Source organism: Paraburkholderia sp. GAS38 (assembly GCF_050434965.1).
GTDB classification, from domain to species: Bacteria; Pseudomonadota; Gammaproteobacteria; order Burkholderiales; family Burkholderiaceae; genus Paraburkholderia; species Paraburkholderia phenazinium_A.
This window is the reverse complement of the sequence record NZ_JBNDJO010000017.1, coordinates 49,413-65,242: the sequence shown is the minus strand read 5'-3', so window position 1 is coordinate 65,242 and position 15,830 is coordinate 49,413. Positions and strand designations below refer to the sequence as shown.

Here is a 15,830-nt window from a genome sequence, read left to right as displayed (position 1 = left end):
CAGCCGGAAGTCGTAGCCGATTGTCGAACGGGACACGCCCTTCGATCACGACGCGGCCGGCAGTGGGGCGCAGAATGCCGGACAGAATCTTGATGGTGGTCGACTTGCCTGCGCCGTTGGGGCCGATAAAACCGAGCAGTTCGCCGCGTTGCAGACTGAAGCTGACGTCCTTGAGGGCCTCCACCTCGCGCCAGCGACGCCGGAGCAGGCTGAGCAAGCCGGGTTGGCGCTCCGCGATGCGGTAGGTTTTAGCCAGGCCTTCGACCACGATCTGAGACATGCCATCCTCGCTGAGTCGTCGATGCTGCCGATTGTTTTCAGCCCGACCGTGCGGGCCGAAAAGCGCAAGATGTTAGCAGAAACCGGGACGTGGCCGTTCGTGGCTGAGATTCACCGCTCCAAAACAAATAAGCACTCCTTGCCCGCTTAAAGCAGACAAGGAGTGCAGAGGCGCCTACGCCAACCCGGATCGTAGAAGAACCCTATTCCCCGACGACAAAATTCACCAGCCGCCCGGGGATGGCAATCTCCTTCATCACCTTCCGCCCCTCCAGCAAAGCGCCGACCTGTGGTTCGGCTTTCGCCGCTGCCGCGAGAGCATTCGCGTCGAGCCCGGTCTCGCCGTGGAAACGATGTCGCACCTTACCGTTGACTTGCACGACGTACTCCTGGCGCTCATCGAGCGCCAGCTCCGGGTCGAAGTTCGGCCATGGCGCATACGCGAGTGTGCCGTCGTACCCCAGCTTGCCCCACAACTCCTCCGCAACATGAGGTGCAAACGGCGCCAGCAGCTTGACGAAAGTCTCCACCACTTCGCGCGGCCGGATGGAAGCGTGAGTCAGTACGTTAGCCATTTCCATCAACCGCGCGATGGCGGTGTTGAAACGCAGCCCCTCAATATCCTCAGTCACCGTGCGCACGGTTTTGTGCCGTAATCGCAGCAGAACTTCAGGCACATCCGGACCATCCTGCACCAGCGGATGCGGCATATCGTTGTCGTCGCAAACCATGCGCCACGCCCGCTCGAGAAACCGGCGCACACCGGTCAAGCCCGAGGGTTGCCACGGCTTGGCGACCTCCAGCGGGCCCATAAACATTTCATAGAGTCGCAATGCGTCGGCGCCGTACTCCTGCACCACGTCGTCCGGATTGACCACGTTAAAGCGCGATTTCGACATCTTCTCGACCTGGCGGCTCAGTTCCACCGTGCCGCTGAAATGCTTGCCGTCGCGTTCGACCACCTGGTCGGACTCGTAGTAGCGGCCTGCTTCGTCCTTGTACGAAAAGGCCAGCATCATCCCCTGATTGAACAGCTTGCGGAACGGCTCCTTCGTCGACACCACGCCGATGTCGTACAGCACCTTGTGCCAGAACCTCGCGTACAACAAGTGCAGCACGGTATGCTCGGGACCACCCACATAGACATCCACGGGCATCCAGTATTTTTCCGCTTCCTTGCTGACGAACTCGCGGTCGTTGTGCGGGTCGAGGAAACGCAGGAAGTACCAGCTCGAGCCGGCCCATTGCGGCATCGTATTCGTCTCGCGCATCGCAGGGATGTCAGTATTGGGCACGGTGGTTCGAACCCAGTCCTCCGCGCGGGCGAGCGGCGGCTCTCCGCCCGGAGCGGGTTTGTAGTCGTCGAGTTCGGGCGGCAGGAGCGGCAACGCGTCCTCGGGCAACGGCACGATCGAATCGTCGGTCAGATGCAGAACCGGAATAGGCTCGCCCCAATACCGCTGACGGGAGAACAGCCAGTCTCGCAGACGATAGGTCACTTTCGCGCGACCGGCGCCGTGCTGTTCCAGCCACGTCACCATGGCCTGCTTTGCCTGCGCGACCGTCAACCCATTCAGGAAGCCGGAGTTGACCATCAGGCCGTCGCCTTCATACGCTGCCTGCGTGATGTCGCCGTTTAAACCATCGTCGACAACCCGTACGATTGGCAGACCGAAGTGTCGAGCGAACTCATGATCCCTTCCGTCATGCGCCGGCACCGCCATGACGGCGCCGCTGCCATAACCCGCCAGCACGTAGTCCGCGACCCACACCGGCAGGCGCTCACCGCTCACGGGATGGATAGCGTATGCGCCAGTGAACACGCCGGTTTTCTTGCGACCCGCATCGCCGCGCACGGTGTCGTCCAGCGTTTTTGCCCGCTCGATATACGTGTCGACGGCGGCGCGGGCCTCGGGCGTGACGATGCTGGCGAGCAATGCGTGCTCAGGGGCGAGGATGCAGCACGTCGCGCCGAACAGCGTGTCCGCGCGCGTGGTGAAGACGGTCACCGAGTGGCGGCTGCCTGCAATCGGCAAATGGATATCTGCGCCTTCCGATCGTCCCACCCAGTTGCGCTGCATGGCCTTCACATTTTCGGGCCAGTCCAGTTCGTCCAGATCGTCCACCAGGCGGTCGGCGTAGTGAGTGATGCGCAGCATCCATTGGCGCATCAGACGGCGTACGACCGGGTCGCCCGTCTCGACGTACTTGCCGTCTTTCACTTCCTCATTGGCCAGCACCGTGTTTTGCGCGGGACACCAGTTCACGGCGACCTCGGCCTGATAGGCGAGACCCCGTTCGAACAGCTTCAGGAAGATCCATTGGGTCCATCGCACATAGGCCGGGTCGGTGGTGGCGAATTCCCGGCTCCAGTCATACGAAAAGCCCAGGCGCTTGACCTGGCCGCGAAAGGTTTCGATGTTGCGCTTCGTGGTGATGGCCGGATGAACGCCGGTACGCATTGCGTAGCGCTCGGCGGGCAAGCCGTAGCTGTCCCAGCCCATCGGATGCAGCACGTTGAAGCCGAGCATGCGCTTGTACCGGCACAGGATGTCGGTCGCGGTATATCCCATCGGATGCCCAACATGTAATCCCGCACCCGATGGATAGGGAAACATGTCCAGCGCATAGAACTTCGGTTTAGTTGGATCGATCTGTGCCCGGAACGTGGAATGTTCGTCCCAATAGGCTTGCCACTTGGGCTCGATCGCTTTTGGATCGTAGGCCATCTGTTACCCCTTGCCGGCGAAACGGGTTCAACCGGCTTTGTCCGTATGCAGCCGCGATTGCGGCGATGGAATGGCTACGGCCGCCAAGACGCCATGGCTCAGCGGCCGAGCGGTAGTCGGCGGATAGGGAGGTAGACAGATAGGGGCGTGCCAAGGCGTGGGTCGTAAAACCCGTGTACATCTGCCGAGGACGCGATAGTGAACACCATAAGAGCGTAACGGTTAGCCCGTAATGTGTAACGAGTTTGCACGAATCGCGGCTTTCTGTAAATCTTCGAACGTCGAGGTCCTTCGTTGAGGCGGCACTCGCGCACTCCTTAAAACATGACTGCTCCCGATTGAACAGGATAATCAGTGACTCATTTCACCATGCGTCGAAGTCTGATTCTTGGACTACCGCTGTTACTTGGCATCGGCGTTGCCAACCCGCTTTACGCAGCCGAATCGCCGCTAGCCGATATCGAACGCCGACACGGCGGACGCCTTGGCGTGTTCGCCGTCGATACCGGTTCGGGGCGAACGCTAAGTCATCGCGCGGATGAACGCTTTCTGATGTGCAGCACCTTCAAAGGGCTTTTAGCGGCACAGGTGCTTGCCCGTGTAGATAGCGGCAAGGATAGCCTCGAGCGTTTCGTGCGGTACACGGAGAAGGATCTGATCTTCACTTCTCCCGTGACGAAAGCCAACGTTGCGCAGGGTGCCATGTCGGTCGGCGCGCTTTGCCAGGCGATTGTGGAGGTGAGCGACAACACGGCGGCAATCCTGTTGATGCGAAGCGTGGGCGGTCCTGCTGCCTTGACTCAATTCGTTCGAAGTCTCGGCGATACCGTCACACGCTCGGATCGGTACGAGCCCGAGTCGAACCAATATAGCGGCGTGCTCGATACGACGAGTCCAAGAGCCATCACCCACGCGGTAAGCCGAATTCTTTTAGGCGATGTCTTGAGTCCCCCGTCGCGTGCGCAACTGGAAAGCTGGATGGTCGCCTGCAAGCCTGGCCTCAACCGGCTTCGTGCAAGTCTGCCTGCGGACTGGCGGCCGGCCGACCGCCCCGGAACGAGCGTCGAAGAGGAAACAAACGACTACGCCATCGTACGGCCGCCAGGGCGCGCGCCGCTTCTTGTCGCCGCGTACTACGATGCGCCCGGCGTGAGCATGGACGCTCGCGAGGCCGTCCTGCGCGAGGCTGGCGCTGTCTTCGTGCAATGGGTGACGGCCAGCGCTTGATGTATGAGGAGGGTTTCAAACCCGGCCTGTGCGTGCACATGACCGCACTGACAAGTGTAGCTTGTCAGTTGACTCCGGCTTATCCGCCGGTTATCGTGTGCACATGTCGAACGCGGGCCACATCGCGTTCGGCCACCCGCTCGGGGAAATGTGTCCCGGGCGCTTCGAACTCTCCATGATCGAATGCGCCTTGACCTCGCGAAGGTCTTGGCCGGTCACGCCGGCATGTTCCGTCCGTTTGGATCGGAACATCCACACTTTGCATTTAGGATGACGAAATAGAGGGCGACGGTGTTACCTGGTCGGCCGTTACATCGCCTCCCAATTGAAAGGAAACGCCATGCAGTTTCTTAAAGCTCCACGCGATGTTCTGATTCACCCATTGCAAATCGTCTGCGGCATCGTGGAGCGGCGCAGCACGCTTCCCGTTCTCTCCAGCGTGCTGGTTTCCACCGCCGGCAACCAGTTGCATTTCCGCAGCACCGACCTCGAGTTGGAACTCAGTGCAACGGAAAATATCGACGCCCGCGAGTCCGGCACGGCCTTAACCGTGAACGCACGCAAGCTGCTGGATGTGGTGCGAGCCATGCCCGACGCACCGATCAGCCTCGCTGTGTCAGGCACTCGTCTCATCATCCAGGGGCCAGGCAGCCGGATATCCCTGCATGCGGGGAGCGCGGAGGATTTCCCGCAGATCCGGCAAAGCGCGGAGCCGGAGATGGCGCTTTCTGTCGGCGCAGGCAATCTGAAACGCCTGCTGCACATGGTGCACTTCGCGATGGCGGATAACGACATTCGTTACTTCCTGAACGGCGCACTGTTGATCAGCGGATCAGAGCTCACGGCCGTAGCCACCGACGGTCACCGGCTGGCTACCGCACGTATCCCCGCCCAAACCGGCCACGATTCGCGGGAGATCATCGTGCCGCGCAAGGCGATTCTCGAATTGATCCGCCTGCTACCTGACGACGACTCGACGGTTCTGCTCACCACCGCAGCGGGATATGCGAGTTTCGCGTTTGGGAAGATTCTCTTCACGTGCAAGCTGATTGCGGGCCGGTATCCGGACTTCAGGCGCGTAATTCCAGATGGGTTCGAGGCGGAGTTCACGATCGACCGTCAGGCGTTTTACGCGTGTCTGCAGCGTGCAGCAGTACTAACCACTGAGAAATTCAAAAGCATCCAATGTTCCGCGGGCCATGGCCGGTTACAGGTCAGCGTCAGCAATCCGGAGGACGAGGAGTCGGTTGAAGAGCTTGAGATAGCCTACGATGGTGCGCCGGTAGACCTCAGCTTCAACATCCGCTATTTGCTGGACGCCATGGCGACACTGCGGACCGATACCCTGGAGGTTCGCTTGAGTTCAACCAAACTGAGCGCCCTGATCGTCGCACCGGGTGAGGAAGCGTTCAGGTACGTCGTCATGGCATTGCGGAAGTGATGGCGTGTTTTGCGGCGCGAGCGTGTTGCACCGTAGCGTGCCGGAATCGGATAATGTCGGATATTAACCGTTGGGGCGACCGTCCATCCATTCCATGAGCTACCGCAGACGCTCTATCTACAATGCACGGCTCATGTACCTGGGCGTTGCGCTCGCCTGAGCGACGGTACGGCTTGGACCTTCGATCCGAAGCCCGATTGTTTAACCTGAAGGAGAGTGGCATGGCATATGGCGAGCACAAGTACCAGGTTTCAGTGCAGTGGACCGGCAACCGCGGCACCGGCACGTCGGGCTATCGAGACTACGGACGCGATCATACGATTCGCTCGGGCAGCAAGCCCGACATTCCAGGCTCGTCGGACGCAGCGTTTCTCGGCGACGCGGCACGCTGGAATCCGGAGGATCTGCTTGTCGCGTCCGCATCGGCCTGTCACAAGCTGTGGTACCTGCATCTGTGCGCCGATGCCGGCATTGCGGTGCTGGACTATCGCGACGACGCGGAAGGGACGATGCTCGACAGTCCGGAGCAGGGCAGATTCACGCGAATCGTGCTGCGCCCTCACGTGACGATTCGTGCGGGGGATGACCCTGACCTCGCCGCGCATCTGCATCACGCGGCTCATGAAAAGTGCTATGTTGCGAACTCGGTCAATTTCCCGATTGTCTGCGAGCCGACCATCGAACTCGCTGCAACCTGACCGGGTGCGGCAATCCGCGGACCCCGCAAGGACATCCGCGCAACGAACGAGAGCAAAGACGTGGGCGAGTGGGATACGGGGTACGTAGATGAGATTGCCTACACGTTCGGCTATTGCGACGAGCTGAATCCACTACGGCTGAAGCTTCCGTTGCTGTATGCCGGGCTTGTACCGCCCTCCGTTGGTAACGCATGCGAGCTCGGGTTCGGGCACGGCGTCAGCGTCAACATTCACGCGGCCGGGTCGAGCACGCAATGGCATGGCACCGACTTCCACCCGCCTCACGCGCACTTCGCCCAGCAACTCGCCGAGCGCGCCGGATCGCAGGCGCAATTGTGCGGTGAACGCTTCTCTGAGTTCTGCCGGCGCGACGACCTGCCCGATTTCGATTTCATCGGCATGCACGGCATCTGGAGCTGGATCTCCGAGGAAAATCGCGCGCTGCTTGCCGAATTCATCCAACGCAAGCTGAAGCCCGGCGGCGTGCTGTACCTGAGCTACAACACGCAACCCGGTTGGACACCAATGCTGCCCGTGCGCGAATTGATGCACCGGCATTTTCAGATCGGTGCTGAATCCGCGCAGCATGACGGCATGATTGCTGAGGCGCGCATGGCGGCTCGCATCAAGGACGCCGTCGGTTTTGCGCAAGCCGTATTCGCGACGCAACCGGGCTATGCCGTGGTTAACCCCTTGCTGGCAGAGCGTGTCGAGGCGCTCTCCGCGGAGAGGCCAGAGTATCTCGCGCATGAGTACTTCAATCGCGACTGGCATCCCATGTCGTTCTTGCAGGTGGCCTCGTCGCTGACTGCGGCCGGTTTGAGTTATGGCGGACCGGCGGACTATCGCGATCATGTCGACGAGATCAACCTCAGCGCGGCGCAACGCGCTCTTTTGGCGGGCATTGCCGATACAGGCTTGCGTGAGTCGGCGCGCGACTTCTGCGTGAACCGCTCGTTGCGGCGCGATTACTGGATCAAGGAACCCCGCACGCTGACGGACGACGAGCGCGATACGGCGCTGCGCGCGCATCGCGTGATCCTCGCGCTGCCGAGAGCGTCTGTGGCGCTGAAGGTGCGTGGCGCACTCGGCGAAACGACCTTGCCGGAAGCGCTATACGGCCCGATTCTCGACGCGCTGTCGAGCCATCGCCCCGTGCCTTTGTCCGATATCGAACGCGATGTTCGCGCGCGAGGCATCACCTTGGCGCAGATCGTCGAGGCTGTGCTGCTGCTGATCAGCATGGGCGCATTGCTGAATGCCCAGCACGACGCGCAGATCAGCGCGGCCCGGCCGTCAGCAGAGCAGTTGAACGCAGCAATCTGCGAGCAGGCGCGTCACCATGACGACGTGCATTTCATGGTGAGTCCGGTTTCGGGATCGGGCGTTTTTATGCCGCGTCTGCCGCAGCTTTTTCTGTTGGCGAGGCGACATCAAATGCAGCAACCGGCGCAATGGGCCGAATTCGCAGAGACGGTGTTACGCGCGGATTCGGAATCAAGCCAGAAAGCTAAGGCATCGCCATCAACAGTTTCTTTGGCCGATCTGACGGCCAAAGCGCAGCGCTTTGCGCAGCTTCATCTTCCGATCTTGCAGGCATTGGGCATTGCTTAGGTAGGGCATTCCTTGGCCCGACGCAACCGCACGCGCGCCTAGATCGCCTCCGCCACCCGCACGATCAAAAACGCAGCCGGAATGAGCATCGCCTGCGCGACGAGCGTGCCCACGACGCGTGCACCGATCAGCGTCGTAATCGCGCGGCGGAACCGATTTTCCGTGACCCGTCCTTCGATGACGTCGTCGGTCATGACGGAAATCTGCGGATCGATCATGACGGTCAGGACGATCGTCGCAAAGCCGTTGATGACCGACGACAGATTCGCGCAGGTCACGCGCAACTCCGGTTTCAGAAAACCCGCGTATAGCGACGCGAAAACGCCCACGGTCCAGAGCGCCATCGCCAGCACGTTCAATACGATGACCTTCCACGACACGCCTGAGCCGCTCGCCAGTTGCGTCACGTTGGTGCGTGACGGCAGACGCGCGCCGTGCCGGATGTAAGCAATGCCGCCGCGACTGAAGGCGTGGAGCGCGAGACGCGGAAGCGAGCGGTGCGCCTGGAAGTGCACGACGGCGCGGCTAAAGTAGCGCTGAAACGTGGGGATGAGGAGCGCGCCGACGATGGTGGCAATCGTCGCCGCCAGCAGGAGCAAACGAAAATCGCCGAGCATGCCTTGCGCAATGTGCCGCGCGATATCCTCTTCGACGCGCTTTGCCAGAAACGGCCCCTGAAAAGAATTCGCGGTGCGAGACACGAGGGCGATGATGCCGAACAGCGCGAACGATACGGCGATCCTGCGCGTGCGCACCCCTGCGATCCGGACCGCGTACGCGAGGGTCGCGATCACGTGAATGACAAAGGTCAGTGCGCAAATAATCAGTAGCTGGGCGTCCATGATCGAGGCGGTAGTCGCGGCCCCGCCAGTCTACATGACGGCAGATGATGCCCGCGAAGCTGCCGTCGTGCACATGCTTGAACTACTCGCATCCATTCACGCGCGTTTGCGGGCCACTGCCTGATAAGGTTCGCCGGCGCTGAACCGGTCCAGCCGGTCGCTTGCCTCGGTAACGGCCCAAAGCGGGGCTTTCTGCAATTGGTGGTCGTACACCGTCGCGATGGCCGCGAAAATCTCGTAGCCGGCGCGCTCGAGTACCCATTCGCCCGAGGCGCGGCCACGCTCGAAGCAGGCGGCGCTCGCGGCGTCCGCGGTACGCAGCGCTTCAGGGGTCAGCATGCCGTAGCCCGCCTCGACGATGAAGGCTGCGAGGAGCATCGCCTGCGTCACGGTCTGGGCGGCGCTGACGCTGCCTTGCCCGCGTCGCAGGCTGTCGAGTGCGAGGTGGACCTGCAGGGCAAGTTCTTCCGCGGTCGTCCTCGGAAGCGGCAGCAACATAGCCTTTGCTGCCCGCGCGCGGGCGGCCTGGGTGTTGCCGGAAAACGGAATGGTCTTGGCCATGAGCGGGCACGTGAAAGGTTGGCAGATGCAATAACGGCCTCTCCGGCAAAAGCTTAAGGCCCATCTGCACAGTCGGCCGTCGAACGCCGGCCGGCTGCACTCGGCGTGCTCAGCCGTGGAATGACCTTCGGCCACAGGCGGCAACGAAACACGCTTCCCGCTCACGCCGCCACATACCGCATCTCCCTCGATTCACCCATCAACAGCGCGCGATTTTCATCGGCCGCCGCGCGCAGATAGTCCCACAACGACGTGACGCGCCGCAGCTTGCGCAGATCTTCGCGGCAGCAGAGCCAGAAATGCCGCGTCACCACAACCTCGTCCGGTAAGACCGCCTCGAGCAGCGGATTGAGCTCGGCCATGAAGCAGGGAAGAATGGCGAGCGCGTTGCCTTGCAGCGCAGCATGGTATTGAGCGATCACGCTGGTGCTGCACAGATTGGCCGTGGCGTTGGGGATGGTGCGGTCCAGATAGAGCAACTCGCGGCTGAAGGCGAGATCCGCAACATAGCTGATAAACGCGTGGTCGCGTAAGTCCGTCACCGTGTTGACGGGCGGATGGCGATCCAGATAGCTGCGCGTTCCATATAGCTTGAGCCGGTAGTCGCACAGCTTGGTGTAGACGTACTGGCCGCGCTCGGGGCGCTCGAGCATGATGGCGAGGTCCGCTTCGCGTTTGGAGAGACTGACGAAATGCGGAACCGGCAGCAGGTCGATTGAGATGTCAGGATGCTTGCCCGCAAAGCGCGCGAGTTGCGGCGACAGAAAAAAGCAGCCGAAGCCCTCGGTCGATCCCACCCTCACGTGTCCCGAGAGCGAGTGCGCACCACCCGTGAATTGTTCAGCGGCGGATTGCACGGTGGTTTCGACGGTGTCGGCATAGGCGAGCAGACGCTGGCCGTCTGAGGTCAGGACGAAGCCGTCCGCGCGCGACTTGTCGAACAGCACGGTGCCAAGCGCAGCTTCCAGTTCCCTTACGCGACGCGCCACGGTGGTGTGGTCGACGCCCAGGCGCTTTGCTGCGCCGCTTGCCCGTTGGGTTCGCGCCACCTCGAGGAAGTAGCGCAGATCGTCCCAGTTCAAACTTTGCATCCGGTCTCCGTGCAGCAGGGCACTTGTGTTTTTTTGCATATCAGATGGGCTTTTTCATCTCTATGCCGTGGATATTCGAATAACTATACTCGGATGCAAGCCGCTAGAACAACCACGGCTTAGGCAGCCCGCGCGATTCGCGCGATCGGCGAGCCTACAAAAAAGACCGGAGACACAGGATGCAGATGCAATCGACCCCCGACCGGGCGGCAGTTGCCGCACCGCTTCCCAGGCGCGCCAGGGACTACCTGCTCGCCGGGTGGGCCAGCATGGCCGGCACCACCATCGAATGGTATGACTTCTTTCTCTACGGCACGGCTGCCGCGCTCGTATTCAACAAGATCTTCTTTCCGACGCTCGATCCCATCCTCGGCACGCTAGCCGCGTTTGCGACCTATGGCGTGGGGTTCATCGGCCGTCCGATGGGCGGTATTGTCTTCGGTCACTTTGGCGACCGGATCGGCCGCAAGTCGATGCTGCTCGTCACGCTGTTGCTGATGGGCATTCCAAGCATGGTGATCGGCCTGATTCCGTCGTATCAGAGCATCGGCTACTGGGCCGCTGCGTTGCTGGTGGCGATGCGGTTTTTGCAGGGCATGGCGGTGGGCGGCGAGTGGGGCGGCGCCGTGCTGATGGCGGTGGAACATGCACCGCCTGGCCGCAAGGGCTTCTTCGGCAGTCTGCCGCAAACCGGCGTGGGCTTCGGACTGATCTTGTCCTCGCTAGCCATGGCCGCCGTCACCGCGCTGCCGGAAGCCGACCTGCTCGCATGGGGCTGGCGCATTCCGTTTCTCGCCAGCATTGCGCTGGTGGTAGTTGGCTGGGTAATCCGCGTACGCGTGCCCGAATCGCCGGACTTCGAGCGCGTAAAAGCGCGCGGCGAGCCGGTGAAGGCGCCGATCCTCGAAGCGATGCGCCGCCATCCGCGCGAACTGCTGATCATCATCGGCGCGCGCAGTGCGGAGAACACCTGGTTCTATCTGGTGGTCGCGTTCGCGCTGGCCTATGCGGCCAACCAGTTGAAGATCCCCAAGGCCGCCATCCTCCATGCGATTACCGCGGGTGCCGTGCTGTCCTTGTTCACCATGCCGTTTTGCGGCTATCTGAGCGATCGCATCGGCCAGAAACGCCTGTTCCTGATCGGCCTCGTCATCATGTGCCTGTTTGCGGCGCCGTTCTTTGCGATGCTCGGCACGCGCGATCCGTTGACTGTCTGGTGGGCGATGGTGCTGGGCGTCGGCGTCGTGTTCCCGATTCTGTATGCACCGGAGTCACAGTTATTCGCTTCGCAGTTTCCGGCCGAGATTCGCTATAGCGGGATCTCGCTGTCGGTGCAGATTGCCGGCGTACTGGGCGGCGGTATCGCGCCGATGATCGCGACCGCCTTGCTCGCCGTGGGCGCCGGCCGCCCGCACTACGTGGTGGTTTATATGGTGGCGCTCGGCGTTGTCGCGTTGCTCTGCACGCTGATGATGCGCCCGCGCGCCGACCACTAGTCCATCCGTAGCCCACTCACCTTATCTATCCGAACCTAACCGAGAGAGCCCATCATGAATGCTGTTACCCAGGCGTCGAACGCGAACGTCAGCACGGTCAAACTGCTGATCAACGGCGAGTTCGTCGAATCGAGCACGCGCGAATGGCGCGATATCGTCAACCCGGCGACTCAGGAAGTGCTGGCACGCGTGCCGTTCGCGACCGCCGATGAAGTGGATGCGGCCATCCGTGCCGCGCATGCCGCGTTCGCCACGTGGAAAAACACGCCGATAGGCGCACGCATGCGCATCATGCTGAAGTACCAGGCGCTGATTCGCGAACACATGCCGCGTATCGCGAAGACCTTGTCGGCCGAGCAGGGCAAAACGATTCCCGATGCGGAAGGCGATATCTTCCGCGGCCTCGAAGTGGTCGAACATGCCTGCTCGATCGGCACGCTGCAGCAAGGCGAGTTCGCCGAGAACGTCGCGGGCAGCGTCGATACGTACACGCTGCGTCAGCCGATCGGCGTATGCGCCGGCATCACGCCGTTCAATTTCCCGGCGATGATTCCGCTGTGGATGTTCCCGATGGCGATCGTCTGCGGCAACACGTTCGTGCTGAAGCCGTCGGAGCAGGATCCGCTGTCGACGATGCAACTGGTGGAACTAGCCATCGAAGCCGGTATCCCGAAGGGCGTGCTGAATGTCGTGCATGGCGGCAAGGACGTCGTGGATGCGCTGTGCACGCATGAGCTGATCAAGGCGATTTCGTTCGTGGGCTCGACGGCGGTGGGCACGCATGTGTATCGCCTGGGCAGCGAACACGGCAAGCGCGTGCAGTCGATGATGGGCGCGAAGAATCACGCGGTGGTGCTGCCCGATGCCAATCGCGAACAAACCTTGAACGCGCTCGCAGGCGCCGGCTTTGGTGCAGCAGGCCAGCGTTGCATGGCGACTTCGGTGGTCGTGCTGGTGGGGGCGTCGCAGCAGTGGTTGCCGGAACTGGTCGAGAAGGCGAAGACGTTGAAGGTCAACGCGGGCAGCGAGTCGGGCACGGACATTGGCCCGGTGGTGTCGCGTGCGGCGAAGCAGCGCATTCTCGGCCTGATCGAAGCGGGCGTGAAAGAGGGCGCCACGCTTGCCCTCGACGGCCGCGGCGTGAAAGTGAAGGGCTTCGAGGAAGGCAACTTCATCGGCCCGACGATCTTCGCCGACGTCACCACCGAAATGGAAATCTACCGCACCGAAATTTTCGGGCCGGTGCTGGTGGTGCTGAGCGTGCCGACGCTCGACGATGCGATTGCGCTCGTCAACCGCAATCCGATGGGCAACGGCGTGGGACTCTTCACGCAGAGCGGCGCAGCGGCGCGCAAGTTCCAGAGCGATATCGACGTGGGCCAGGTGGGGATCAACATTCCCATTCCGGTGCCGGTGCCGTACTTCAGCTTCACCGGTTCGCGCGGCTCGAAGCTCGGCGATCTCGGCCCGTACGGCAAGCAGGTCGTGCAGTTCTACACGCAGACCAAAACGGTTACGGCGCGCTGGTTCGACGACGCGACCGTCAACGATGGCGTCAACACCACTATAAGCCTGCGCTAAGCGCTCGGCGCGAGGCACTCTGGATCACGAAGGGGAGACGCAATCATGAAGATCGGTTTTATCGGACTCGGCAATATGGGTGCGCCGATGGCGCAGAACCTGCTAAAGGCCGGCCACGCAGTGACCGTGTTCGACCTGAACGCGCGGGCCGTACAGGCGCTGGTGGCCGCGGGCGCCAAGGCGGCGGCGTCGCCTAAAGCCGCGGTGACGGACGTCGAATGCGTCATCACGATGCTGCCCGTCGCAGCTCACGTGCGCAGCGTGCTGACCGCCGACGATGGTGTGCTGGCGGGGATCGCCAAGGGCGTGACGATCATCGATTCGAGCACGATCGATCCGGCGAGCGTCAAGGCGTTCGCCGAACTCGCGGCGCAGCACGGCAATGCGTTTGTCGATGCGCCGGTGTCGGGCGGCACGGGCGGCGCAGCGGCCGGCACGCTGACGTTCATGGTGGGCGGTAGCGCAGCGGTGTATGAGCAGGTCAAGCCGGTGCTGTCGGGAATGGGCAAGAACATCGTTCATTGCGGCGATACCGGCACGGGCCAGGTGGCGAAGATCTGCAACAACCTGGTGCTCGGCATCACGATGGCGGGGGTGGCCGAAGCGATGTCGCTGGGCGCCGCGCTCGGCATCGATCCGAAGGTGCTGGGCGGGATCATCAATACGTCCACCGGGCGCTGCTGGAGTTCCGACACGTACAACCCGTTCCCGGGCGTGATCGAAACGGCGCCGTCGTCGCGCGGTTATACCGGCGGTTTCGGTACGGATCTGATGCTGAAGGATCTCGGTCTTGCTACGGATGCCGCGAAGCAGGTGCGTCAGCCGGTGTATCTCGGCGCGCTGGCGCAGCAGTTGTATCAGAGCATGAGCATTAAGGGAGCGGGCCGGTTGGACTTCTCGGCGGTGATCAAGCTGTATCAGGCTGGGGACGTCTGATAGCGGACAGAGCGGTCAAGCGGTGCTTTGAGGGCGCCGCTTGCTCTTTGATTGCTTGATTGCCCGGTTGTGGGCATTCGCGAGCTGCGAGCCTGCGAATGCCGTCAAGCACGCTAAAACGCAGACGGCCCGCCGCCGCGGTGCAGAACGTCGGCGATACGCGTGCGCAACTCGTCGCCGCCCGCCACTTCGTGAATGGGCCGGGACGTCTCGCCGATCTGCATGAATTTCCCCACCAGCGCGAGCGCGGCCGGATTGCCGCCGTCTCTTAGCACTTTCGCGGCATAGCGGCGCCATTCGGCGTCGTTGAGCTTGAACAGACATCCGGCCAGCAGGGCGATCGACGCCGTGTTGGTCTTCTCGGCCCATTCGAGGCGTTTGAGAAGACGCACGGCGCCGATCCAGTCGGCGTCGCGGATATGGAGGCGCACTTCGCCGAGGTCGATCGGCAGCGCGTCGCGGCGCAAGACCCGCAACGCCAGCAACATATCTTCCAGATCTTCGCGCGGGGCATCCTTCAAGCCCAGCGTGAAGATCTTCAGCAGCAGTGCGATCACATCGTCACGGCATGAGAGATAGGACGCAACGTGATTGGCCGGCATCGCCGTCCTCCGATTCGCGTGACGAACGGCGTCCTGGAGCCACGCCTATCAGAAGTCGTTCGTCTGGTTCAGGTCGCCTGCGGAAACCGTGACTTCCGACGACGAGAACACCGCGTTGCCGCCGTCGCCTTCTTCCGGCTTGGCCGCCTTGCCGGCGAGGATGGACATCGGATTGCCGCCGGTCTCGAGACGCTGGATTTCCTTCGTGGCGCCCGAATTCAGCGAAACGGAGCCATCCGCACCGACGTGGCCGACATTGTCGCCGCTGCCGTTGTACAGATTGCCCTGGCTGTCTTCCTGCAGATGCAGGGCTTCGCCGCCCGCCGTGGAATTGATCTTCACGTCGTGCAGACCTTGGCCTGCTTCGCTGGCGCCGGCAGCCGGACTGGCCCCTGCCCCGGCAGCGGGACTTGCACCCGCGCCCGGAACTGCGCCGCCGCCAGGCGCACCGCCGGTGGACGGGATGCTACCGGCCTGCGGCAAGCTGCTCGAGCCACTGCCGAGATCCATGCCACTACCCGAGCCGGAGCCCGAACCGCTGCCCGAGCCCGAACCGTTACCGCTCGCATCTTCAAGCAGGGTCTCGATGTCCTGCAGCAATTGCTCGACAGCCTGGTCGGCGCTGCCCGACGTGGATGTGGACGGCGCGCTTTGCGTCGTGGGATTCAGATACGCCGACGATATGGTGTTCATCGTTACCTCCTCGCGAGATAAAGTTTGGGACGGTCTCGTG

At 62.2% G+C, this 15,830-nt stretch carries 14 protein-coding genes and 1 pseudogene; 8 read left to right on the top strand and 7 right to left on the bottom strand.

Going from position 1 to position 15,830, the window contains the following annotated elements; all coding sequences use genetic code 11:
- Positions 1–10: 10 nt before the first annotated feature.
- Positions 11–268 (bottom strand): annotated as a pseudogene (locus P3T42_RS31115) (ATP-binding cassette domain-containing protein); the annotation flags it as partial.
- On the opposite strand from P3T42_RS31115, the gene P3T42_RS31110 reads away from it, so the two are divergent.
- Positions 149–430, top strand: coding sequence for a hypothetical protein (locus tag P3T42_RS31110; RefSeq protein WP_429308225.1), 282 nt, complete (start codon positions 149–151; stop codon positions 428–430). The pseudogene P3T42_RS31115 and the gene P3T42_RS31110 overlap by 120 nt on opposite strands.
- 52 nt (positions 431–482) lie before the next feature.
- On the opposite strand, the gene leuS is transcribed toward P3T42_RS31110, so the two are convergent.
- On the bottom strand, positions 483–3,008 hold the full coding sequence (leuS, locus tag P3T42_RS31105; RefSeq protein WP_429308224.1) for a leucine--tRNA ligase: 2,526 nt from the start codon (positions 3,006–3,008) through the stop codon (positions 483–485).
- Between the two features lie 369 nt (positions 3,009–3,377).
- On the opposite strand from leuS, the gene bla reads away from it, so the two are divergent.
- The 4 genes from bla to P3T42_RS31085 all read left to right on the top strand — a co-directional run bounded on the left by bla (position 3,378) and on the right by P3T42_RS31085 (position 7,988).
- A complete protein-coding gene (gene bla / locus P3T42_RS31100; protein ID WP_429308300.1) occupies positions 3,378–4,235 on the top strand; it encodes a class A beta-lactamase in 858 nt (285 codons plus the stop codon).
- Between the two features lie 340 nt (positions 4,236–4,575).
- Positions 4,576–5,676 carry a DNA polymerase III subunit beta gene (gene dnaN / locus P3T42_RS31095; RefSeq protein WP_429308223.1) on the top strand — a complete coding sequence of 367 codons (1,101 nt, stop codon included), beginning with the start codon at positions 4,576–4,578 and terminating at the stop codon, positions 5,674–5,676.
- A 221-nt stretch (positions 5,677–5,897) separates the two neighbouring features.
- Positions 5,898–6,374, top strand: a complete 477-nt coding sequence (locus P3T42_RS31090) for an OsmC family protein (RefSeq protein ID WP_429308222.1) — start codon at positions 5,898–5,900, stop codon at positions 6,372–6,374.
- 60 nt (positions 6,375–6,434) lie between these two features.
- Positions 6,435–7,988 carry a class I SAM-dependent methyltransferase gene (locus P3T42_RS31085; protein ID WP_429308221.1) on the top strand — a complete coding sequence of 518 codons (1,554 nt, stop codon included), beginning with the start codon at positions 6,435–6,437 and terminating at the stop codon, positions 7,986–7,988.
- Between the two features lie 38 nt (positions 7,989–8,026).
- Here the strand turns inward: P3T42_RS31085 and P3T42_RS31080 are convergent, their stop codons facing one another.
- The 3 genes from P3T42_RS31080 to P3T42_RS31070 form a co-directional block, all read right to left on the bottom strand.
- The gene (locus tag P3T42_RS31080) at positions 8,027–8,830 is read right to left on the bottom strand and encodes a lipid II flippase Amj family protein (RefSeq protein ID WP_429308220.1); all 804 of its coding nucleotides are present in this window, start codon (positions 8,828–8,830) and stop codon (positions 8,027–8,029) included.
- A 96-nt stretch (positions 8,831–8,926) separates the two neighbouring features.
- The gene (locus tag P3T42_RS31075) at positions 8,927–9,391 is read right to left on the bottom strand and encodes a hypothetical protein (protein WP_429308219.1); all 465 of its coding nucleotides are present in this window, start codon (positions 9,389–9,391) and stop codon (positions 8,927–8,929) included.
- A 161-nt stretch (positions 9,392–9,552) separates the two neighbouring features.
- On the bottom strand, positions 9,553–10,521 hold the full coding sequence (locus tag P3T42_RS31070) for a LysR family transcriptional regulator (protein WP_074296500.1): 969 nt from the start codon (positions 10,519–10,521) through the stop codon (positions 9,553–9,555).
- 140 nt (positions 10,522–10,661) lie between these two features.
- On the opposite strand from P3T42_RS31070, the gene P3T42_RS31065 reads away from it, so the two are divergent.
- From P3T42_RS31065 to mmsB, 3 genes are read left to right on the top strand one after another with little or no spacing between them, the layout of a single operon-like run.
- A complete protein-coding gene (locus P3T42_RS31065) occupies positions 10,662–11,978 on the top strand; it encodes an MFS transporter (protein ID WP_429308218.1) in 1,317 nt (438 codons plus the stop codon).
- A gap of 54 nt (positions 11,979–12,032) precedes the next feature.
- Entirely contained in the window at positions 12,033–13,559 is a 1,527-nt protein-coding gene (locus tag P3T42_RS31060) for a CoA-acylating methylmalonate-semialdehyde dehydrogenase (protein ID WP_429308217.1), read from the top strand.
- 45 nt (positions 13,560–13,604) lie between these two features.
- The gene (mmsB, locus tag P3T42_RS31055) at positions 13,605–14,495 is read left to right on the top strand and encodes a 3-hydroxyisobutyrate dehydrogenase (protein ID WP_429308216.1); all 891 of its coding nucleotides are present in this window, start codon (positions 13,605–13,607) and stop codon (positions 14,493–14,495) included.
- 113 nt (positions 14,496–14,608) lie between these two features.
- Here the strand turns inward: mmsB and P3T42_RS31050 are convergent, their stop codons facing one another.
- Both P3T42_RS31050 and P3T42_RS31045 read right to left on the bottom strand, forming a co-directional pair.
- Positions 14,609–15,097 carry an HrpB1 family type III secretion system apparatus protein gene (locus tag P3T42_RS31050; protein WP_429308215.1) on the bottom strand — a complete coding sequence of 163 codons (489 nt, stop codon included), beginning with the start codon at positions 15,095–15,097 and terminating at the stop codon, positions 14,609–14,611.
- A 48-nt stretch (positions 15,098–15,145) separates the two neighbouring features.
- A complete protein-coding gene (locus tag P3T42_RS31045; protein WP_429308214.1) occupies positions 15,146–15,790 on the bottom strand; it encodes a hypothetical protein in 645 nt (214 codons plus the stop codon).
- Positions 15,791–15,830 lie beyond the last annotated feature (40 nt).